This window comes from Nonomuraea jabiensis, from assembly GCF_014204795.1.
Taxonomy (GTDB): Bacteria; Actinomycetota; Actinomycetes; order Streptosporangiales; family Streptosporangiaceae; genus Nonomuraea; species Nonomuraea jabiensis.
The window spans coordinates 5,040,500-5,060,560 of sequence record NZ_JACHMB010000001.1 but is presented as its reverse complement, the minus strand read 5'-3'; the positions used below and the strand labels follow the sequence as shown (position 1 = coordinate 5,060,560).

Below are 20,061 nucleotides of genomic sequence, written 5' to 3'. Positions count from 1 at the left end.
AATGATCATCCAGGCGCAGGGCCTGCGGAAGACGTTCACCACCAGGAGCAGGAAGGGCACGCAGACCGTGGAGGCCGTCCGCGGGGTGGACCTCGAAGTCGCGCAGGGCGAGATCTTCGGCGTGCTCGGCCCCAACGGGGCCGGCAAGACCACCACGATCAGGATGCTCTCCACGCTGATCGCCCCCGACGCGGGCCGGGCCACCATCGCGGGCCACGACCTGCTCAAGGAGCCCGCCGCCGTCCGGCGCAAGCTCGGGTACGTGAGCCAGGCCGGCGGTGTGGAGGACACCACGAGCGCCAGGGCCCAGATCATGATGGCCGCCAAGATCCACTCCGTGGCCGACCCGAAGCAGGCCACCGCGGAGGTGCTGGAGCGCTTCGACCTGACCGAGATGGCCGACCGCCCCGGCCGTACCCTGTCGGGCGGGCAGAAGCGGCGCGTGGCCATCGCGATCGGGCTGGTGCACAACCCGCCGCTGCTCTTCCTCGACGAGCCCACCACCGGCCTCGACCCGCAGAACCGCGCCAACCTCTGGGACCGCATCAGGCAGCTGCGCGAGGCCGGCACGAGCGTGCTGCTCAGCACCCACTACCTCGACGAGGCCGACGCGCTGTGCGACCGCCTCATGATCGTCGACCACGGAGAGGTCGTGGCCGAGGGCACGCCCGGGGAGCTCAAGCGGGAGGTCTCCGGCGACGTGATCACGCTCAGGGTGGACGACCCTGAGCGGGCCGCGGACACGCTCAAGCCGTACGCCCGCGAGACCCGCGTCGACGAGGACCTGCTACGCGTCTACGTCGACGACGGCGAGCACACGCTGCCCGCGCTGCTGCGGGTCCTTGAGGAGCAGGGGCTGGGGCTGAGCTCGATCGCGCTCGACCGTTCCACGCTCGACGACGTCTTCCTGGCCAAGACCGGCCGTTCCCTCCGCGACACCGGAGCCGCCTCATGATCCGCCACACCGCCCTGTTCACCGGCTACGAGCTGAAGAAGGCGTTCAGCAACCCGATCTGGCCGCTGTTCGGCATCATGCAGCCGGTCCTGTACCTGCTCATGTTCGCGCCGCTGCTGAAGTCGCTGACGCCGGGCGGCTCGACGGTGGACGCGCTGCGGATGTTCACGCCGGCGTCGATGATGATGATCGCGGTCTTCGGGGCGCTGTTCTCGGGGTTCGGGCTGATCGCCGACCTGCGTAACGGCTCGCTCGAACGGTACGCCGTCAGCCCCGCCTGGCGGCCGGCCATCGTGCTCGGGCGGGTGGCCAAGGACATGATCGTGCTGGTGTGCCAGGCGATCCTCGTGCTCGTCGTGGCCATCGCGATGGGCGTGCGCATCGGGGCCGTCGAGCTGGTGCTGGTGCTGCTGCTCATGGCCGCCACCGGGCTGTTCGCCTCGGGGCTGTCCCAGGGGCTGGCGCTGACCGTACGCGACGAGAACGGCATGTCGCAGACGCTCAACCTGTTCATGCTGCCGGTCATGCTGCTGGCCGGGCTGTTCATCCCGATCTCGTTCGCGCCCGGCTGGATGCAGACGCTCGCCCCGATCAACCCGCTCTACCACGCGGTCGAAGCGGGGCGGGCGCTGTTCGCCGGGCGGTTGTCGGACTCGTCGATCCCGATCGCGTTCGCGGTGTTCATCGTGCTGGCGGCGCTCACCACGGTCTGGTCGATGCGCTCGCTACGCAGGATCGCCGGGTAGGAACGTACCGGTCTCGTCGGTCATCCGCTCGTACTCCTCCAGCCGGGCCTGGGTGCGCAGCGGCGCCGCGTCGGCCATGGCCTCCACCAGGGCCATGGCCAGGGCGAGCGGCGCGGCGTGCGAGTCGAACACGAGCCGGTCGCCGACGGGGGCGTCCAGCACGACCTCCGCCGGGAAATCCGACTTATCCGTTATCGCCGCCACGCGCAGCCCCAGCTTCTCCGCGTACTCCAGCGCCTGCACGGCCTCCGCCGGATACCTCGGCAGGACCACGGCCACCACCCACTCCGCGCCCGCCCTGCGGGCCGCGTGCAGCCCGTCGACCAGCTCCGACCCGCCGTGCGTGAGCAGCCGCACGTCGGGGTGGATGCGGCGGGCGTAGTAGGCGAAGGTGGTGGCCAGCCCGCAGGAGACCCGCAGCCCCACCACGGGCAGCGGCTCGGTGGCGGCCAGCTGCTCGCCGAGTTCCTTGAGCGGGAAGGCCGGCAGCCGCTCCCTGACGATCGCGAGGTTGCGGATCTCGCAGTCGATGGCGCCGCGCAGCAGGCTCTCCTGCGGCCGCGCCACCTCCGCGCCGCCCAGCACGAGCGGCCGCAACGCCTGCCGCAGCTCGGGGTAGCCGGCGAACCCCAGCACCATGGCGAACCGGGTCACGGACGGCTGGCTCACCCCGGCCCGCTCGGCCAGCTCCACGCTGGACAGGAAGATCGCCTCATCGAGATGCTCGGTGAGGTAGTGCGCGATCCTCCGCTGCACGGGCGACAGCCTCCGGCCATCCAGCAGCACGCTCAGCCCACCGTGATATCCGTCCGCCACGCCACCTCCAACGCTTCCCGCCCCGCATTCTCATCCCACAGTCCCCACAACCCCCACCCCACGCTGCACCAACGCCCCCCGGCCGCGCGGGGCCGGCGAGGCGTCGAACAGCACCCCACGCACTGCACCCCGCGCACGACGCCACGCCCACGGCGGCCGACCGACGACGTCCCGCGCACGGCACCACGTGCACGGCACCCTTCGCACAGCGCCACCCAGCGCCACACGCACGGCGGCCAGCACGTGCGCGCGCACTGGGGACCGGCATCGCCTGTGCGGGCCACCGACCGAGCGCCGCATCGGCGAGACGGCGTACGGTGCAGCTCGGCGCAACGCGCACGGCGGCCAGCCGGCGACTCCCGCGCACCCCCGGAACCAAGCGCCGGGTCGGCGAGACGGCGTGCGGCGGAGCTCGGCGCAACGCGCACAGCGGCCGGCCGGGGGGCGCGGTGGGCGGGGGTGGCGGGCCGGCGCGCGGGCGGTGGGTCAGGAGTCGCGCATCGGGATGCGGACGCCGCGGGCCGCGGCCACGTCGGCGGCCTCCTCGTACCCCGCGTCCACATGCCGCATGACCCCCGTCCCAGGGTCGTTGGTCAGCACGCGGTTCAGCTTCTCCCCCGCCAGCGCGGTCCCGTCGGCCACCGTCACCTGGCCGGCGTGGATGGACCGCCCGATCCCGACCCCGCCCCCGTGGTGGATGGACACCCAGGCGGCCCCCGAGGCCGTGTTGAGCATGGCGTTCAGCAGCGGCCAGTCCGCGATCGCGTCCGACCCGTCCGCCATGGCCTCCGTCTCGCGGTACGGCGAGGCCACGGAGCCGCTGTCGAGATGGTCCCGCCCGATCACGATGGGCGCCTGCAGCTCGCCCGAGGCCACCATGTCGTTGAAGCGCTCCCCCGCGACGTTCCGCTCGCCGTACCCGAGCCAGCAGATCCGCGCGGGCAGCCCCTGGAAGTGGACCTTCTCCCCGGCCTTCCTGATCCACCGGGCGAGTGGCTCGTTCTCGGGGAAGAGCTCCAGGATGGCCCGGTCGGTCGCGGCGATGTCGGCGGGGTCCCCGCTCAGGGCCGCCCACCGGAACGGGCCCTTGCCCTCGCAGAACAGCGGCCTGATGTACGCGGGCACGAACCCAGGGAAGTCGAAGGCCCGCCCGTACCCGGCGAGCTGCGCCTCGCCCCGGATGGAGTTGCCGTAGTCGAACACCTCCGCCCCGGCGTCCTTGAACCCGACCATCGCCTCCACGTGCCGTGCCATCGAGGTCCGGGCCCGCTCGGTGAAGCCGGCGGGGTCCTTGTCCCGCTCCGAGGCCATGTCCTCGAAGGCGACCCCCAGCGGCAGGTACATCAGGGGGTCGTGCGCCGAGGTCTGGTCGGTGACGATGTCGATCTCGGCCCCGCGGGCGAGCAGGTCGGGCACGGCCTCCGCGGCGTTCGCGACGACCCCGATGGAAAGGGGGCGGCGCTCGTCGCGCGCCGCGTACGCCAGCCGCAGCGCCTCGTCCAGCGACGACGCCTCCACGTCGAGGTAGCGGTGCTCGATCCGCCGCGTGACCGAGCGCGGGTCGCAGTCGACGCAGATCGCCACGCCGCCGTTCATGGTGACGGCCAGGGGCTGGGCGCCGCCCATCCCGCCTAGGCCGGCCGTCAGCGTGATCGTCCCGGCCAGCGACCCACCGAAGCGCTTGGCGGCCACGGCCGCGAACGTCTCGTACGTCCCCTGCAGGATGCCCTGCGTGCCGATGTAGATCCACGACCCGGCGGTCATCTGCCCGTACATGGTGAGCCCGGCCGCCTCCAGCCGCCGGAACTCCTCCCAGTTGGCCCAGTCGGGCACGAGGTTGGAGTTGGCGATGAGCACCCGGGGCGCCCACTCATGGGTGCGGAACACGCCCACCGGGCGCCCCGACTGGACCAGGAGGGTCTCGTCGCCCTCGAGCGTCGTCAGCGTCCTGACCAGCGCGTCGAACGACGCCCAGTCACGCGCGGCCTTGCCCGAGCCGCCGTAGACGACCAGCTGCTCGGGGTGCTCGGCGACCTCCGGGTCCAGGTTGTTCTGGAGCATGCGGAGCGCCGCCTCCTGCGGCCACCCCTTGGCGGTGATCGTCGTGCCTCGCGGCGCGCGCACGCTGCGGCTCATCGTGACCCTCCTGAATGAAAACATTCACATATGTCACCCGCAGAGTACAACGGGACCGCGTCGCAGCGGGCCGTTGCAGGCAGCGGAGCTCGCGCCTGCATGGATCAGCCGACGAGGAACTGGGTGGCGGCCAGCTCCCGGTAGAGCTCGTCCTCCCCGACCAGCGACTCGTGCGTCCCGACCGCCCGTACGCCGCCCCCTTCCATGACCACGATCCGGTCCGCGTTCGTGACGGTGGACAGCCGGTGGGCGATCACCAGCACGGTCGTCTCCGCGGCCACCTCGGCGATGACCTCGCGCAGCCGCAGCTCGTTGACCGCGTCGAGCTGGGAGGTGGCCTCGTCGAGCAGCAGCAGCCTCGGCTTGCGCAGCAGCGCCCTGGCGATGGCGACCCGCTGGCGCTCGCCGCCCGACAGCAGCACGCCGCGGTGCCCGACCGGCGTCTCCAGCCCTTCGGGCAGCCTGTCCACCAGGTCGTCGAGCCTGGTACGGGCGACGGCCCGGAGCAGCTCGTCCTCGGTGGCGTCCCGGGCGGCGAAGAGCAGGTTCTCCCGGAGGGTGCCGGCCAGCACGGGGGCGTCCTGCTCGACGTACCCGAGGGCGGCCCGCAGCTCGCCCAGCGGCCAGTCGCGGATGTCGCGCCCGCCGACGGTGATGAGCCCCTTCTGGTGGTCGTAGAAGCGCTCGATCAGCGCGAACACCGTCGACTTGCCCGCCCCCGACGGCCCCACCAGCGCGGTCAGCCCGCCGGGCGGCACCTCGAAGGTGACCCCGTCGTGCACGGTCGGCCGGTCGTCGCCGTACTTGAAGACCACGTCCTGGAACGTCACCCCGACCGGCTCGCCGGTCCCCGCGACGGCGGCGCTGACCGGCTCGGCGGGCAGGTCCTCGATCTCCTTGATCCGCTTCATCGCGGCCAGCCCCTGCTGGAGCTGGACGCCGCCCTGGACGAGCTGCCCGATCGGCGGCACCAGGTAGAACAGGTACAGCAGGAACGCGATCAGCGACGACACCTCCAGCGTGCCCGACGCGACCCTGGCCCCGCCGACGGCCAGCACGGCGAGGAACGCGATCTGCACCGCCATCCACGTCGCCACTCCCGCGAGCGACGTCCACCCGGCGACCTGCAGCCCCCGGTCGCGGGCGCGCACCGCCGCGTCGCCCACCACCGCGATCTCCCGCTCCTCCGCGCCGCTGGCCTTCACGGTCCGGTACGCCTGCAGCGCCCGGTCCAGCACGGCCCCCATCTCGCCCACGGCCTCCTGGGCATGGGTCTGCGCCCGCTGGATCCTCGGCATGATCAGCGCGACGAGCCCGCCGATCACCACCACCACGAGCAGCGTGACCAGCAGCAGCACGCCGTCCATGGTCGCCATCATGATGATCGCCCCGACCAGCATGAACGTGGCGCTGACGGACTCGACGATCCCGTTGGTCAGCACGGCCCGCAGCAAGGTCGTGTCACCCGTCACCCGCGACAGCAGGTCGCCCGGCTTGAGCCGGTCCACGTCGGCGACCTTGAGCCGCAGCATCCGGTCCACGAGCTTGCGCCGGGCGCCGAGCACGATGCCCTCGCCCGTACGTTCCATCAGATAGCTGCCGGCGGCCGACACGACCGCGCCGATCAGCACCGCCGCGGTCAACCCCAGCAGCGGCCCGGCCATCGAGCCGGCCTTGCCGAACGCGTCCACGACGTATTTGGCCAGCAACGGCATGGCGAGACCCGCCGCCGAGCCGATCAAGCCCAGTAACCCGCCCAGGACCAGGGTCTTCCGGTGCGGGCGGACATGGGAGAGCAACTCCTTGACCACCACATCTCCTTCCACGACATGTCTCGACTTGCTCCAACGAACGGGACCGCGCGATCCGCACCGCTTCGACAGGGTCAACCTAAATTGACGACCTAAGTATGTCAACTTTCGTTGACCCTCATTCTTGAGGAGGAGACGACATCCGGAAGCGTCCGGCGGACGAATAGGGCGTCGAGGAACCCGGCCGGAACCTCGCAGCAAAACGATCAGCCCTTCGAAAGGACCGAAAATGGAGCTCCGGATCAACCGGCGCGCTCTGGTCGGACTTGGCCTCGCCGCAGCTGTCGCCGCGTCGTCGTTGGCCGTGCTCCGCACCGACTCCGGCATCGCTTCCTCGCACCGCGAGGCTCCCATGATCGCGGGCGACCCCCAGCACGACAACACGGACGTGTACGCGTTCGTGAGCCCCGACAAGGCCGACACGGTGACCCTCCTGGCCAACTGGATCCCGTTCGAGGAGCCCCACGGCGGCCCGAACTTCTACCCGTTCGCCACGAAGTCCCGCTACAACATAAAGATCGACAACGACGGCGACGCCAGGCCCGACATCACGTACGAGTGGACGTTCCGCAACGAGGACAAGCGCGGCAACACCACGTTCCTCTACAACAACGGCCCCGTCACCTCGCTCGACGACCCGAACCTGTTCTTCCGCCAGCGCTACACGCTCAGGAAGATCACTCCGCACGGCACCCGGACGCTGGTCCACGACGGCATCGTCGCCCCGAGCAACGTCGGCCCGGCCTCGATGCCCGACTACGGCACCCTGCGCGCCCAGTCCATCAAGAGCCTGCCCGGCGGCGGCAAGACGTTCGCCGGCCAGGCGGACGAGGCGTTCTTCCTGGACCTGCGCGTGTTCGACCTGCTCTACGGCGGCAACCTGTCCGAGGTCGGCCAGGACACCACCAGGGGCTACAACGTGAACAGCGTGGCCCTCCAGGTGCCCTCCTCCGAGCTGGCGCTCAGGGGCGACGTCAGGCGCAACCCGGTGATCGGCGTCTGCTCGACCACCGACAAGTTCAACGGCAGCAGGTACGTGCAGGTCTCGCGCCTGTGCAACCCGCTGGTGAACGAGGTCGTCTCGCCCGCCGGGCTCAAGGACGCCTTCAACGCCCTGCCCCCGGAGCGGGACGCCGACGTGGCGCCGCTGGTCAAGCGGGTCACCGACCCCGAGGTGGCCAGGCTGCTGGAGGCCATCTACGGCATCAAGGCCCCCGCGACCCCGCGCGACGACCTGGTCGAGATCTTCCTGACCGGCATCGCCAAGCAGAACGGCCCGATCAAGGCGGACCTGAACTCGCAGGTGCTCAACAAGGACGCCGGCAAGCTGCGCCCCGCCGAGATGCTGCGGCTGAACATGGCGATCCCGCCCGCCAAGGACCCGAACCGCCTCGGCGTGCTGGCCGGTGACCTGCAGGGGTTCCCGAACGGCCGCCGGCTCACCGACGATGTCGTGGACATCGCGCTGCAGGCCGTGGCCGGCGCCGCGGTGACCGGCAAGCTCGTGCCCGGGCTGACGGACAAGGTGGACAGGAACGACAAGCCGATCCTCCAGTCGTTCCCGTACATCCCGCTGCCGAGCAACGTCGCGGTGAACCAGCGCTGACTCCCCGACCGGCCCGCTCCCTCTCCAAGCGGGCCGGTCAGCCCCCCCGGCGGCAGACCCCGTCTCCCACCGTCTGCCGCCGACACGAGGCCGGCCGGCCGTGCTCCCCGTCACGGCCGGCCGGCCGACTCCCCAGCACCCTGGAGCCTTGGACATGCGTGCCTTCGTGATCTTCGCCGGGCTTGCCCTCATCGGGGCCATGACCTTCACGATCCTGTCGTTCCCGGCGGCGCCCGCGCCGGGGCCGGTGGCGGACCAGCCGTCCACCGAGACGCTGCAGGATCGGCTCAAGCGCCTGCCGGGCGACTACCGCGGCTGGGCCCAGCTCGCCTCCCAGTACGTCGACCAGGCCAGGATCACCGGCGACCCGTCGTACTACACGAAGGCGGAGGGCGCGATCGCCACCGCCGCCAGGCTGAGGGCCGGGGACGACGCGGTGCTCACCGGCCAGGCGGCGCTGGCCGCCGGGCGCCACGAGTTCGCCGAGGCGGTACGGCTGGCCGAGCGCGCGATCGACATCAACCCGTACGGCGCCCCGGCCTACGGCGTGCTGGCCGACGCGCGGACGCAGCTCGGGGACCTGCGCGGGGCGCAGCGGGCCGTGGACGAGATGCTGGGCCTGCGCCCGGGAGTGGCGGCCTTCGCCCGCGCCTCGTACGCGGCCGAGCTGCGCGGCGACACGGCCAAGGCCCGCGAGTACCTCGAAATGGCGCAGAACGACGCCTGGCAGCCGGCCGACCTCGCCTACGCCCGCTACTACCTGGGCGAGCTGGCCCTCCACTCCGGCGACCTGGCCGCGGCGGCCGGCTGGTACGCCCAGGCCCTGCAGGCCCACCCCGGCTACACCCCGGCGCTCGCGGGCCAGGCCAGGACCGCCGCGCTGAGCGGCCGCCTGAGCGAGGCGCTCGACCTCTACCGGAGCGTCGTCGAACGCCTCCCGCTCCCCCAATACCTGATCGAGCAGGGCGAGACCCAGATCAAGGCGGGCCGGCCCGCCGACTGGACCCTGCTGAAGGCGCAGCGCAGGCTGTTCCAGGCGGCGGGCGTGCGTGACGACCTGACCTGGGCCGAGTTCGAGGCCGACCACGGGGACCCGGCGCTGGCGGTCGAGCACGCCAGGGCCGAGTACGCCCGCAACCCGAACCTCGTCGCCACCGACGCCCTCGCCTGGGCCCTGTTCAAGGCGGGCAAGCCGGCCGAGGCGCTGCCGTACGCCAAGAAGGCCACGGCGACCGGCTGGCGGAACCCGCTGCTGAAGTATCACCGCGCCAGGATCGAGCAGGCGCTGGGCCGGTCCGTCAAGGTGGACGCCGGCTTCGACCCGACACTGTCCGCACTGGCGAGGTTCTCATGAGAGTCATCCGGCTCGGCCTGCTGTCCGTCGCGACGGGCCTGGTGCTGTCGCTGTGCCTGAGCGTCGTCCTGGTCACCGCGGCCAAGGCGGCGCCCGTGGCGATGCACCCGCTGGGCAACTTCACCGTCAACCACTACAACGGGCTGCGGATCTCGCCCACCGACGTGCGCAACCTCGCCGTCGTGGACGCCGCCGAGCTGCCCACGCTGCAGGCCAAGCCGCAGGTGGACGCCTCGTACGCGGCCCGCCGCTGCGGCGCGCTGGCCGCCGCCCAGCGGCTCACGGTGGCGGGCAGGACGGTGCCGTGGCGGGTGGCCGGCTCCGCCTTCGCCTACGCCCCCGGCCAAGGGGGCCTCCAGACCAGCCGCCTGACCTGCCGGCTCGTGGCCGGAGTGCGCGCCTCGGGGGCCGTGGAGTTCGCCGACGGGTTCGAGCAGGACAGGATCGGCTGGCGGGAGATCACGGCGGTGGGCGACGGGGTGCGCCTGGTCCGCTCGTCGGTGCCGTCGGTGAGCGCGAGCGAGGAGCTGCACGCCTACCCGGAGGACCTGCTGGCCGATCCGCTCGACCAGCGCACCGCGACGATGACCGTCGCGCCCGGCGCGGGCCTGCCCGGCCAGGGCGGCTCCGGCGCGCCCGGCGGCCCCGGGTCCGGCGGGATCGGGTCCGGCGGGATCGGCGTCGGCGGGCCGGTCGGGGACGCGCTGGCCGCCCTGGACCGGACGTTCGCCGGGCTGGTCGGCGCCGACTCGCTGACGCTCCCGCTCGGGCTGCTGGCGGTCGGGCTGGCGGTGGTGCTGGGCGCCGGGCACGCGCTGATCCCCGGGCACGGCAAGACCATCATGGCCGCGTACCTGGCGGGGCGGCGCGGGCGCCCGCGCGACGCGCTCGTGGTGGGCGCGACGGTGACGGCCACGCACACGGTCGGGGTGCTGGTGGTGGGGCTGCTGCTGAGCGCGTTCACGGCGCTGGCGGGCGAGTCCGTGCTGGCGTGGCTGGGGGTGGCCAGCGGCGCGCTGATCGCCGTCATCGGCTTCCGCCTCCTCCTGAACGCCCGCCGCGGCACCTCCCTGCACGGCCACGGGCATGGTCACGGGCACGGCCACGGGCACGGACATGGCCACGGGCACGGGCATGGCCACGGACATGGCGGCGAGGAGGCGACAAAGCGGGCAGGGCTGGTGGGTCTCGGCATCGCGGGCGGGCTCGTCCCCAGCCCGTCGGCCCTCGTGGTGCTCCTCGGCGCCATCGCGCTCGGCCGCACCTGGTTCGGCGTGGCGCTGGTGACCGCGTACGGCATCGGCATGGCCGCCACCCTCACCGCCACCGGCCTCCTGCTGGTCAAGCTGGTGGACCGCCTGGAACAGCGCGCCACGGCGGGCCGCCGCCTGGCCGCCCGGCTCTCGGGCCTGGCCCCGGTGGGCACGGCCGCGATGGTGGTGCTGCTCGGCGCGGGCCTGGCCCTCCGCTCGGTGGCCACCCTCTAGCGTCCGTACGCCCGCGCCTCTATAGTCATGTCCATGACTACTCATGGACATGACTATCCATGGCTCTGAGGCACGCCGTGCTGGCGGCCCTGCTCGGCGGCGAGTACAGCGGCTACCAACTCACCAAGATCTTCGACGTCGGCGTCTCCAACTTCTGGTACGCCGCCCCCCAGCAGCTCTACGCGGAGCTGACCAAGCTGGAGGCCCACGGGCTGATCGCGGGCCGGGAGGTCGTCCAGACGGGCCGGCCCAACAAGCGGGTGTTCACGGTCACCGAGGCCGGCGCCGCCGAGCTGGCGGCCTTCGCCGCGACCCCGCCCAAGCCCCTGCTCCTCCGCGACGACCTCGCCGTCAAGGTGCACGCCGTGGACCACGTCGACCCGGGGCCCGTGATCGAGCAGCTCCGGGAGCGGGCCGAGGAGGCCGCGGTCAAGCTCGCCTTCTTCGAGCAGACCCTCCTGCGCCTGCGCGGCGACCAGGACGAGGAGACGTTCCTGCGCCGGGGCGAGCACGTCGGCCCCTACCTGTCCTGCCTGGCCGGCTGCCGCCTGGAGCGCGAGATGCGCGACTGGTGCCTGGAGACCGCCCGGACCCTGACCGAACGCGCGGCCCGCGCGGAGAGGACGAAGCCATGACCTACGCGCGTTACGTCGCCATCGGCGACAGCCAGACCGAGGGCCTCGGGGACGGCGACGACGTCACCGGCCACCGCGGCTGGGCCGACCGCCTCGCCGAGCACCTGGCCGCCGCCAACCCGGAGCTGCTCTACGCCAACCTCGCGGTCCGCGGCCGCCAGGCGGCCGAGATCCGGGCCGAGCAACTGCCCGCCGCCCTGGCGCTCCGGCCCGACCTGGTCACGGTCATGGCGGGCATGAACGACATCATCCGCCCCGGCTTCGACGCCGCCAGGGTGGCGGGCATCGTGGAGGACATGATCGTCCGCCTGACCGCCGCGGGCGTGCACGTGGTGACCATGACCTTCCCCGACATCGCCAGGATCGCGCCGATGGCCCGCCCGCTCCGGCCCAGGCTGATCGAGTTCAACGCCCGCGTCCGCGTGGCCGCCGCCCGCCCGGGGGTCACGCTGGTGGACACGTTCCCGCTCGACTTCACCGATGCCCGGATGTGGAGCGCCGACCGGCTGCACGCGAGCCCGGCCGGGCACGCCCGCTTCGCCGCCGCCGTCGCCCACGCCCTGGACCTGCCCGGCAGCGACGACACCTGGGCGACACCCCTGACGCCGCTGCCCGCCCTGCGCGCCTGGCGCGCGGCGTCGGCGGAGGTGCGCTGGCTGGCCACCTTCGCCGGCCCGTGGATCGGCCGCCGCCTCCTCGGCCAGTCCTCCGGCGCCGGCCGCACCGCCAAGCGCCCGCTGCTCACCCCGGTGATCACCGGGAATCAGTCGATGTCCGGCAAATCCGGGTCGTCGTAGTCGATGTCCCCGTCATCCGCCCGCCGCAGCTTGATGTCCTCCAGCCAGTCCAGCGCGAAGCAGCGGATCTCCTTGATCCGCGCCTCGCCGATGCCGTAGCGCTCGAACTCCTCGTCGTCTATGAAATCGACGGCCTCCAGCCGCGAAGCCAGCTCATAAAGCGAGAACTCGTCGTGGTGCACCTTGGCGAGGCGTTCGAGTGCGCGGAAGGTGTACAGGTGGCCCACCGAGGCGATGTCGATGATGTCGCGCGCATAGCTGCGCTCGTGCAGCGCTCGCATCTTGAGTCCGATCGCGTCTTCCAAGCCAAGCACCTTCAACATGCCGCAGATGATCGGCCGTTCCTGTAACGCCTCGCGTAGAAGGTCGAATTCACAGGTCTCACCGGTGATCGTGTCCTCGATCATCAAGCGGCCCATCCGAGGCGTGACTTCGATGATCCACGCGTTGAGTCCAGCTCTCTGGAACGCTCCAAGAACACCGTCGGCCACGTCAGGCAGCGGCGTTTCCTCTGCTGTGGCGAAGTCGAGGTCCTTGCTCGGCCGGTCCGTGAAGCCGTGTGCCTTGATCGCATAGCCACCCGCGAGCACCAGGCCGTAGCGATCGCAGACGGGCATGACGGCATGGAGCAGCCGCTCCTGAAAGGGCGGGAAGTACATCAGGCGAGAATCTCGCGCGGCAACGCGAGCTTCTGCTCCAAAGCGCGCCGGTAACCGCGCCCGAGCCCCTTCCGCAGCAACGGCCAGTCGGCGACGAGATGATCGGCGTTGAGGTACGTCTCGTAATCGGCTCGCTGACCGGCGGTGATCACGATTTTGTACATCGACAGGCGCAGCCTGAAATTGGACAGGTCGAATTTCGTCAGCCCCGACCACGCCAGATGGGGCGGCAGGGCGACCACGCCGTCGGCCGGGCCGTGAAGGTCACCCAAAGAGTCAGGGACCTTCTCTTCGAGCCCTTCGTAGATCGAAGGAAGTGCCATGGCTCAAGTATGCCAACGGTCGCGCCGCGTGGAAGGGAGATCGTGATGCCCTGAGAGGAACTCCTGGAAGGCGATCTTGGCCCTGATCGCCGGCCGCCGCCACCGCTCCTCCCGGTGGATGGCCTTGGCCATCTTGCGCGGCGAGCGCTGGGCGAAGAACCAGCGGGCCCACGGGGAGCCGGGGCGGGCCAGCCGTATCGCGCCCACCACCAGCATCGGCGGCACGAACAGGCCGGCCATCCCCGTCCAGATCTTGCCCTTGAGCAGGGTGACGACGGCGAGCGCCAGGTTGGCCACGATGAGCGCGCCGGGGTTGACCAGGGTGCCGTAGTCCCAGGTCAGGGGGCGCAGGCCGATGAGGAGCAGGCCCGTGACGGCGATCGCGATGAAGACCGCGTCCACCGAGGTGCGCCCCTCCTCCTCCCAGTACACGTCGTGCAGGTGCAGGATCAGCGCGAACTCGTCCAGCACGAGCGCCGACCCGATGCCGAAGATGGAGGCCGCGACGGCGTAGCCGACCTGCGAGGCGGAGGACACGATGAGCCCGCTGACCCCGCCGACCAGCATCAGCACCACGCCGAACACGATGTGGTGGATGTGCATCTCGCCCACGTTCACGTTGCGGAACCAACCGACCTTCGCCCTGATCAGGCGGACGTTGATGCGCGTGGCGATGAACGCCACGATGAGCGTGACGAAGTAACAGAACAGCGGCAGCCGTCCCGTAGCGACGATGTTGTGCGCGAACCAGTTCTCCATGACTCTAGAAAGAGATGGTACGAGGGCCCCTGCACCTTCTAGACCTTCAAGCGAGGAAGGCCCGCAAAAGGGCTGCTGTGCCCTCCAGGTGCTCGGTGACCGCCCGGCGGGCCCCGTCCGGGTCGCCGGCCAGGATGGCGTCCACGATGGCCCGGTGCTGGACGGCGGCGTGATCCAGGTTGACCTGGAGCATGGGGATCGCGTTCAGCAGGTCGCTCACCCGCGAGCGGGCGTCCGCGCACGCCGTGGCGAGCAGGGTCGAGCCGGTCAGCTCGGCGATCGACAGGTGGAAGGCCGTGTCGAGGCGGCGGTAGTCCTCGATCGGGGCCTCGTTCAGCTCCGACAGCCGCTGCAGGAGCACCTGCCGCCTGTCCTCCGCGAGGCGGGAGGCGGCCAGCACCTGGGCCGCCCCGCACTCCACCGCCAGGCGGAACGTGAGCGCGTCCGACAGGTCGTCGCTGCCCATCTCCGCCACGACCTGCCGCAGGTCGCCCGCGTCCGGCTGGGGAGGAACGTACGTGACGAAGGCGCCCCCGTACCGGCCCCTGCGCACGTCGAGGTAGCCCGCCTCCGACAGCGCGCGGATCGCCTCGCGCAGGGTGACCCGGCTGATGCCGAGCCGCACGGCCAGCTCGCGCTCCGGCGGGAGCTTGTCGCCGGGCGGGACCACGCCGAGCTTGATGGCCTGGAGCAGCCGTTCCACCGTCTCCTCGAAGGCGTTGCCGGCCCGCACCGGGCGCAACACCGTCATCAACCGCGCCGACTCGTCCAACGTGTCCTCAGGTCTTGACAACGGATCCCGCCATACACATCAATGGTCTAAGACTAGCCCAATCAACGGGAAAGCGCCTCTGGCCAGATCGGAGCGGGGACAGCGTGAGCGAGAGATCGAGCGCCGGATTCCTTTCCGTCAGCGAGCTGCGCGACGAGGTGGCGCTCGGCCGCATCGACACCGTGCTCCTCGCGATCGCCGACATGCAGGGCAGGCTGCAGGGCAAGCGACTGTCCGCCCGCTATTTCCTCGAAGAGGTGCTGCACCACGGCTCCGAGGGGTGCAACTACCTGCTCGCCGTCGACGTGGACATGAACACCGTCGGCGGCTACGCGATGTCGTCCTGGGAGCGGGGCTACGGCGACTTCGTGATGAAGCCGGACCTCGCGACCCTGCGCAGGGTGCCGTGGCACGAGGGGACGGCCATGCTGATGGCCGACCTCGCCTGGGAGGGCGGCGGCGACGTGACCGCCTCGCCCCGCCAGATCCTGCGCAGGCAGCTCGCCCGCCTCGCCGAGCGGGGGCTGACCGCGTACGTGGGCACCGAGCTGGAGTTCTGCGTCTACGAGGACAGCTACGAGGACGCCTGGAAGCGCGGCTACCGGGACATGACACCGTCCAACCTCTACAACGTGGACTATTCGCTGCTCGGCACCGCCCGCATCGAGCCGCTGCTGCGCCGGATCCGCCGGAACATGGAAGGCGCCGGCCTGTACGTCGAGTCCGCCAAGGGCGAGTGCAACCTGGGCCAGCACGAGATCGCCTTCCGCTACGACGAGGCGCTCACGACCTGCGACCACCACGTCATCTACAAGAACGGCGCGAAGGAGATCGCCGCCCAGGAGGGCAAGTCGATCACCTTCATGGCCAAGCCCAACCAGCGCGAGGGCAACTCCTGCCACATCCACATCTCGCTGCGCGGCGGCGACGGGGATCCGGTGATGGCGGGCGACGGGCCCCACGGGCTCTCCCCGCTCGGCGCCCACTTCATCGCCGGGCAGCTCGCCTGCCTGCGCGAGCTCACCCTCCTGTACGCCCCCAACATCAACTCCTACAAGCGCTACGTCCCCGGCAGCTTCGCGCCCACGGCCGTCAAGTGGGGCGTGGACAACCGCACCTGCTCGCTCCGGCTCGTCGGCCACGGGCCGTCGCTGCGCGTGGAGAACCGGGTGCCGGGCGGCGACGTCAACCCCTACCTCGCGGTGGCCGCGCTGGTCGCGGCCGGGCTGCACGGCATCGACAACGAGCTGCCGCTGGAGAGCGCGTTCGAGGGCAACGCCTACGACTCCGGCGCCGAGAGCGTGCCCCACACGCTGCGGGACGCGCTGGCGCTGTTCGAGGGGTCGAAGCTGGCCCGCGAGACGTTCGGCGAGGACGTGGTCGAGCACTATGCGAACAACGCGCGCGTGGAGCTGGCCGCGTTCGACGCGGCGGTGACGGATTGGGAGCTGTTCCGTGGTTTCGAGCGGATGTGAAAGAAGCACATGAAGATCGTTAATCCGGCGACGGAGGACGTCCTCGCCGACGTCGAACTGGCCGACGCCGCCGAGGTGGACCGGGCGGTGGAGCGTGCCAGGCACGCGTACGCGACCTGGCGCGAGGTGTCGCCCGGGGACCGGGCGCGGCTGCTGCGCAGGTTCGCCGACCTGGTGGACGAGCACGGCGAGGAGCTGGCGCGGCTGGAGCTGGCCAACGCCGGGCACCCGATCGGCAACGCCCGGTGGGAGGCCGGCAACGTACGCGACGTGCTGCACTTCTACGCCGGTGCCCCCGAGCGCAACCACGGCAAGCAGATCCCGGTGCCGGGCGGCGTGGACCTCACGTTCCAGGAGCCGCTGGGCGTCGTCGGCGTCATCGTGCCGTGGAACTTCCCCATGGTGATCATGACCTGGGGCGTCGCCCCGGCGCTCGCCGCCGGCAACACGGTGATCGTCAAGCCGGCCGAATGGACCCCGCTGACCGCGCTGAGGCTGGCTGAGCTGGCCCTCGCCGCGGGCCTCCCCGAGGGGGTGCTCCAGGTGCTGCCTGGGGCAGGGGAGGTCGCGGGGGCCCGGCTCGTCGAGCATCCCGGCGTGGCGAAGATCGTGTTCACCGGCTCGACCGAGGTGGGCAAGGAGATCGCCGCCAAGGCGGCACGGCAGGTCAAGCGGGTCACGCTGGAGCTGGGCGGCAAGTCCGCCAACATCGTCTTCGCCGACGCGGATCTCGACAAGGCGGCGAGGACGGCGCCGTACGCGGTCTTCGACAACTCGGGCCAGGACTGCTGCGCCCGCTCCCGCCTGCTCGTCCAGGCCGAGGTGTACGACGAGTTCATGGAGCGCCTGGCGGCGGCCGTGCGCGGCGTCAAGGTCGGCGACCCGCTCGACGAGGGCACCGAGATGGGCCCGCTGATCAGCGCCGAACACCTCGACCGGGTGCGCGGCTTCGTCCAGGGCACCCCCTACCTGCAGGGATCCTGCCCCGAAGGCAGGGGCTACTGGTTCCCGCCGACCGTGCTGACGCCGGAGCCCACCGACCCGGCCTTCACCGAGGAGATCTTCGGGCCCGTCGTGTCCGTGGTGCGCTTCGAGGACGAGGCGGAGGCCGTACGCGTCGCGAACGACACCCCGTACGGCCTGAGCGGCTCCATCTGGACCCGCGACGTCGGGCGGGCGCTCCGCGTGGCCAGGGCCGTCGAGTCGGGCGCGCTCTCGGTCAACTCGCACTCGTCGGTCCGCTACTGGACCCCGTTCGGCGGCTTCAAGCAGTCCGGTCTCGGCAGGGAGCTCGGCCCTGACGCCCTGGCGGCGTTCACCGAGACCAAGAACGTCTTCATCTCGTGGGAGTGAAAGTGCAGCGTTTGCAGGATCGGGTGGCCGTCATCACCGGCGCGGGCAGCGGCATCGGGCTGGCCACGGCCCGCAGGTTCGCCGAGGAGGGCGCCAGGGTCGTCTGCGCGGACGTCGACGAGGAGGCGGGCGTCAAGGCCGCGAACGAGGTCGGCGGCCTCTTCGTCAAGGCGGACGTCACCGACGAGGACGACGTCGCCAGGATGTTCCGGACCGCCTTCGACACCTACGGCAGCGTGGACATCGCCTTCAACAACGCGGGCATCTCGCCGCCCGACGACGACTCGATCCTGGAGACCGGCATCGACGCCTGGCGCCGGGTGCAGGAGGTGAACCTGACCAGCGTCTACCTCTGCTGCAAGCACGCCATCCCGTACATGCAGCGGCAGGGCAAGGGCTCGATCATCAACACCGCGTCGTTCGTGGCCGTCATGGGGTCGGCGACCTCGCAGATCTCGTACACGGCCTCCAAGGGCGGCGTGCTGGCGATGTCGCGCGAGCTGGGCGTGCAGTTCGCCCGGGAGGGCATCAGGGTGAACGCGCTGTGCCCCGGGCCGGTGAACACGCCGTTGCTGCAGGAGCTGTTCGCCAAGGACCCGGAGCGGGCGCAGCGGCGGCTGGTGCACATCCCCGTCGGGCGCTTCGCCGAGGCGTCGGAGATCGCCGCGGCGGTGGCGTTCCTGGCCAGCGACGACGCGTCGTTCATCACGGGTAGCGAGTTCCTGGTGGACGGGGGCATCTCCGGCGCCTACGTCACGCCGCTCTAGCTCTGGTCCGGTCTCTCGGGGGTCATCGTGCAGCGTCCCGTCATCGGCATCACGTCGTACGTGGAGCCGGCGAAGTTCACGGTCTGGGACATGACCGTGGCGCTCCTGCCGTACATGTACGTGGAGCAGGTCGTACGCGCCGGCGGGCAGCCGATCGTGCTGCCGCCGGCCGGCGAGCCCGCGCAGGTCGTCGGCCGGCTGGACGGCCTGATCCTGGCCGGTGGCGGGGACGTCGATCCGGCCCGGTACGGGCAGGAACCGGGGGATCAAATCGGCTACGTCCGGAAATTTCGGGATGAGGCGGAGTTTGGGCTGATGGCGGCGGCCCTCGACGCCGGCCTGCCGTACCTCGGCATCTGCCGCGGCCTCCAGGTGCTCAACGTCGCCCTCGGCGGCAGCCTCCACCAGCACCTCCCCGACGTCGTGGGGCACACCGGCCACTCCCCCGCCCCCGGCCGGTTCGGCCCGCTGCCCGTCACGCCCGTCCCCGGCAGCCGCCTGGCCAAGGCGCTGGGCACCGAGCCCGTGACCGTCCCCCACTACCACCACCAGGCCATCGACCGGCTCGCGCCCGGTCTCAAGGTCACCGCCACCGCCGATGACGGCACGATCGAGGCGGTCGAGCTGGACTCGGCCCCCTTCGCCGTGGCCGTGCAGTGGCACCCCGAGGCGGCCGAGGACGGCGCCCTCTTCGAGGCGCTCGTGTCAGCCTGCTGACCGCTCTCATCCCACTGGTCTGAGCACGCCGTCCAGCACCACGGCTCCGGCACCGTGCCTGGCGTCGAGGTCGCGACGCTGCTCGTCGGTGGCCACCCAGACCTGCGCGGTCACCTGGTTGCCCCGCACGCTGGAGGAGGCCGAGACGAGACGGTCGCCCAGCTCGGCCTCGACCTCCCGCTGGATCGTCTCCAGCTCGCGCTGGCTGCGCGCCGCGCCGCTGACGCACAGCGCGCCGCCCCACACCTCACGGATCCACGCCTCGCGGCCGGACAGGTCGCCGGTGAACTTCAGGTTGAGCACCAGCCGCCGCGGGTCGTTGGCCTCCGGCGACTCGGCGGGGAGCCCCTTCATGTAGCTCTGGTCCAGCCAGGCGCCCGCGAACTCCTCGGCCGTGCCGGCCCGCGCCATCGCCTCCTCCAGCGCCCGCTGCGTGGCCTTGGCGGGATCGACCGGCCGCCAGCCACCCTCCGGCGCCGGGCACGGGCTGGTGAAGTCCTCCTCGTGGGCGGGGGCCGCCGCCTTGGCGCCCGGCGGCTCGGTGAGCGTCAGCCTGGTGCCGTCCCAGGTGCCCACGACGCGGTACTCGCCCCACTTCACGCCGCCCTGCGACTCGTGGTCCACCTTGTTCCAGTCCCAGCCGGCGACGTCCGGACCGCCGCACTGGGGTGGCGACGACTCCATGACCATCATGCACAGCTGCGGCCCGTGCCCGCCGCCTTCGAGCACCGTCCCGTTCGCCTCGTAACGGGTCGGGGACACCGTGCCCGCCGCCTCCGATGCGCCGCAGCCCGCCAGGGCCAGGGTGGTCAGCAGGCCGAAAGCCGCCGTTCGCCGATTCATATCCTTACGACGTCACCACCCCCCGGAGTGGTTCATGAGCGAGCAGAACG

Annotated in this window: 19 protein-coding genes; 11 read left to right on the top strand and 8 right to left on the bottom strand. The window is 71.4% G+C overall.

Annotated features, from left to right (window positions below):
• The first annotated feature begins 1 nt into the window (after nt 1).
• Nucleotides 2-955, top strand: a complete 954-nt coding sequence (locus HD596_RS23380) for an ATP-binding cassette domain-containing protein (protein WP_221519476.1) — start codon at nt 2-4, stop codon at nt 953-955.
• Nucleotides 952-1,701, top strand: coding sequence for an ABC transporter permease (locus tag HD596_RS23375; RefSeq protein WP_185071469.1), 750 nt, complete (start codon nt 952-954; stop codon nt 1,699-1,701). Before HD596_RS23380 ends, HD596_RS23375 begins: the two co-directional genes overlap by 4 nt.
• Here HD596_RS23375 and HD596_RS23370 read toward each other — a convergent pair.
• The 3 genes from HD596_RS23370 to HD596_RS23360 all read right to left on the bottom strand — a co-directional run bounded on the left by HD596_RS23370 (nt 1,681) and on the right by HD596_RS23360 (nt 6,464).
• Nucleotides 1,681-2,517 (bottom strand): MurR/RpiR family transcriptional regulator, encoded by an 837-nt coding sequence (locus tag HD596_RS23370; protein ID WP_185071468.1) that lies wholly within the window; start codon nt 2,515-2,517, stop codon nt 1,681-1,683. The genes HD596_RS23375 and HD596_RS23370 overlap by 21 nt on opposite strands.
• Before the next feature lie 486 nt (nt 2,518-3,003).
• The gene (gene hutU / locus HD596_RS23365; protein ID WP_221519475.1) at nt 3,004-4,653 is read right to left on the bottom strand and encodes a urocanate hydratase; all 1,650 of its coding nucleotides are present in this window, start codon (nt 4,651-4,653) and stop codon (nt 3,004-3,006) included.
• 104 nt (nt 4,654-4,757) lie between these two features.
• Nucleotides 4,758-6,464: an ABC transporter ATP-binding protein gene (locus HD596_RS23360; RefSeq protein WP_313044655.1), complete on the bottom strand. Its 1,707-nt coding sequence runs from the start codon at nt 6,462-6,464 to the stop codon at nt 4,758-4,760.
• Nucleotides 6,465-6,693: 229 nt separating this feature from the next.
• Here HD596_RS23360 and HD596_RS23355 point away from each other — a divergent pair, with 229 nt between their 5' ends.
• The 5 genes from HD596_RS23355 to HD596_RS23335 all read left to right on the top strand — a co-directional run bounded on the left by HD596_RS23355 (nt 6,694) and on the right by HD596_RS23335 (nt 12,343).
• Nucleotides 6,694-8,070: a DUF4331 domain-containing protein gene (locus tag HD596_RS23355; protein ID WP_185071465.1), complete on the top strand. Its 1,377-nt coding sequence runs from the start codon at nt 6,694-6,696 to the stop codon at nt 8,068-8,070.
• 154 nt (nt 8,071-8,224) lie between these two features.
• Nucleotides 8,225-9,424 carry a tetratricopeptide repeat protein gene (locus tag HD596_RS23350; protein WP_185071464.1) on the top strand — a complete coding sequence of 400 codons (1,200 nt, stop codon included), beginning with the start codon at nt 8,225-8,227 and terminating at the stop codon, nt 9,422-9,424.
• Nucleotides 9,421-10,911 (top strand): nickel/cobalt transporter, encoded by a 1,491-nt coding sequence (locus tag HD596_RS23345; protein ID WP_221519474.1) that lies wholly within the window; start codon nt 9,421-9,423, stop codon nt 10,909-10,911. The genes HD596_RS23350 and HD596_RS23345 overlap by 4 nt, the downstream gene beginning before the upstream one ends.
• A 59-nt stretch (nt 10,912-10,970) precedes the next feature.
• Nucleotides 10,971-11,546: a PadR family transcriptional regulator gene (locus HD596_RS23340; RefSeq protein ID WP_185071463.1), complete on the top strand. Its 576-nt coding sequence runs from the start codon at nt 10,971-10,973 to the stop codon at nt 11,544-11,546.
• Nucleotides 11,543-12,343, top strand: a complete 801-nt coding sequence (locus HD596_RS23335) for an SGNH/GDSL hydrolase family protein (RefSeq protein ID WP_185071462.1) — start codon at nt 11,543-11,545, stop codon at nt 12,341-12,343. The genes HD596_RS23340 and HD596_RS23335 overlap by 4 nt, the downstream gene beginning before the upstream one ends.
• Here the strand turns inward: HD596_RS23335 and HD596_RS23330 are convergent.
• The 4 genes from HD596_RS23330 to HD596_RS23315 are packed head-to-tail and all read right to left on the bottom strand — an operon-like array spanning nt 12,310 to nt 14,835.
• The gene (locus tag HD596_RS23330; RefSeq protein ID WP_185071461.1) at nt 12,310-13,002 is read right to left on the bottom strand and encodes a nucleotidyl transferase AbiEii/AbiGii toxin family protein; all 693 of its coding nucleotides are present in this window, start codon (nt 13,000-13,002) and stop codon (nt 12,310-12,312) included. The genes HD596_RS23335 and HD596_RS23330 overlap by 34 nt on opposite strands.
• The gene (locus HD596_RS23325; protein WP_185071460.1) at nt 13,002-13,325 is read right to left on the bottom strand and encodes a hypothetical protein; all 324 of its coding nucleotides are present in this window, start codon (nt 13,323-13,325) and stop codon (nt 13,002-13,004) included. Before HD596_RS23325 ends, HD596_RS23330 begins: the two co-directional genes overlap by 1 nt.
• A 3-nt stretch (nt 13,326-13,328) precedes the next feature.
• Complete coding sequence (locus HD596_RS23320; RefSeq protein ID WP_185071459.1) at nt 13,329-14,084, bottom strand: hypothetical protein; 756 nt, start codon at nt 14,082-14,084, stop codon at nt 13,329-13,331.
• Between the two features lie 46 nt (nt 14,085-14,130).
• Nucleotides 14,131-14,835, bottom strand: coding sequence for a FadR/GntR family transcriptional regulator (locus tag HD596_RS23315; protein WP_185078663.1), 705 nt, complete (start codon nt 14,833-14,835; stop codon nt 14,131-14,133).
• 125 nt (nt 14,836-14,960) lie between these two features.
• Here HD596_RS23315 and HD596_RS23310 point away from each other — a divergent pair, with 125 nt between their 5' ends.
• Genes HD596_RS23310 through HD596_RS23295 form a run of 4 tightly spaced genes read left to right on the top strand, consistent with a single transcriptional unit; the run spans nt 14,961 to nt 19,168 of the window.
• Nucleotides 14,961-16,331, top strand: coding sequence for a glutamine synthetase family protein (locus tag HD596_RS23310; protein ID WP_185071458.1), 1,371 nt, complete (start codon nt 14,961-14,963; stop codon nt 16,329-16,331).
• A gap of 9 nt (nt 16,332-16,340) precedes the next feature.
• Entirely contained in the window at nt 16,341-17,684 is a 1,344-nt protein-coding gene (locus HD596_RS23305) for an aldehyde dehydrogenase family protein (RefSeq protein ID WP_185071457.1), read from the top strand.
• 2 nt (nt 17,685-17,686) lie between these two features.
• The gene (locus HD596_RS23300) at nt 17,687-18,451 is read left to right on the top strand and encodes a 3-oxoacyl-ACP reductase (protein ID WP_313044654.1); all 765 of its coding nucleotides are present in this window, start codon (nt 17,687-17,689) and stop codon (nt 18,449-18,451) included.
• A 27-nt stretch (nt 18,452-18,478) separates the two neighbouring features.
• Nucleotides 18,479-19,168, top strand: a complete 690-nt coding sequence (locus HD596_RS23295) for a gamma-glutamyl-gamma-aminobutyrate hydrolase family protein (protein ID WP_185071455.1) — start codon at nt 18,479-18,481, stop codon at nt 19,166-19,168.
• Between the two features lie 6 nt (nt 19,169-19,174).
• On the opposite strand, the gene HD596_RS23290 is transcribed toward HD596_RS23295, so the two are convergent.
• Entirely contained in the window at nt 19,175-20,011 is an 837-nt protein-coding gene (locus HD596_RS23290) for a hypothetical protein (protein WP_185071454.1), read from the bottom strand.
• Nucleotides 20,012-20,061 lie beyond the last annotated feature (50 nt).

What these genes read in the sequence shown, in the direction of transcription:
- HD596_RS23355 (WP_185071465.1), top strand. Translation starts at nt 6,694, where the DNA reads ATGGAGCTCCGGATCAACCGGCGCGCTCTGGTCGGACTTGGCCTCGCC.
- HD596_RS23305 (WP_185071457.1), top strand. Translation starts at nt 16,341, where the DNA reads ATGAAGATCGTTAATCCGGCGACGGAGGACGTCCTCGCCGACGTCGAA.
- HD596_RS23290 (WP_185071454.1), bottom strand. Translation starts at nt 20,011, where the DNA reads ATGAATCGGCGAACGGCGGCTTTCGGCCTGCTGACCACCCTGGCCCTG.
- HD596_RS23380 (WP_221519476.1), top strand. Translation starts at nt 2, where the DNA reads ATGATCATCCAGGCGCAGGGCCTGCGGAAGACGTTCACCACCAGGAGC.
- HD596_RS23375 (WP_185071469.1), top strand. Translation starts at nt 952, where the DNA reads ATGATCCGCCACACCGCCCTGTTCACCGGCTACGAGCTGAAGAAGGCG.
- HD596_RS23340 (WP_185071463.1), top strand. Translation starts at nt 10,971, where the DNA reads ATGGCTCTGAGGCACGCCGTGCTGGCGGCCCTGCTCGGCGGCGAGTAC.
- HD596_RS23345 (WP_221519474.1), top strand. Translation starts at nt 9,421, where the DNA reads ATGAGAGTCATCCGGCTCGGCCTGCTGTCCGTCGCGACGGGCCTGGTG.
- HD596_RS23350 (WP_185071464.1), top strand. Translation starts at nt 8,225, where the DNA reads ATGCGTGCCTTCGTGATCTTCGCCGGGCTTGCCCTCATCGGGGCCATG.
- HD596_RS23335 (WP_185071462.1), top strand. Translation starts at nt 11,543, where the DNA reads ATGACCTACGCGCGTTACGTCGCCATCGGCGACAGCCAGACCGAGGGC.
- HD596_RS23325 (WP_185071460.1), bottom strand. Translation starts at nt 13,325, where the DNA reads ATGGCACTTCCTTCGATCTACGAAGGGCTCGAAGAGAAGGTCCCTGAC.
- HD596_RS23320 (WP_185071459.1), bottom strand. Translation starts at nt 14,084, where the DNA reads ATGGAGAACTGGTTCGCGCACAACATCGTCGCTACGGGACGGCTGCCG.
- hutU (WP_221519475.1), bottom strand. Translation starts at nt 4,653, where the DNA reads ATGAGCCGCAGCGTGCGCGCGCCGCGAGGCACGACGATCACCGCCAAG.
- HD596_RS23315 (WP_185078663.1), bottom strand. Translation starts at nt 14,835, where the DNA reads ATGACGGTGTTGCGCCCGGTGCGGGCCGGCAACGCCTTCGAGGAGACG.
- HD596_RS23330 (WP_185071461.1), bottom strand. Translation starts at nt 13,002, where the DNA reads ATGTACTTCCCGCCCTTTCAGGAGCGGCTGCTCCATGCCGTCATGCCC.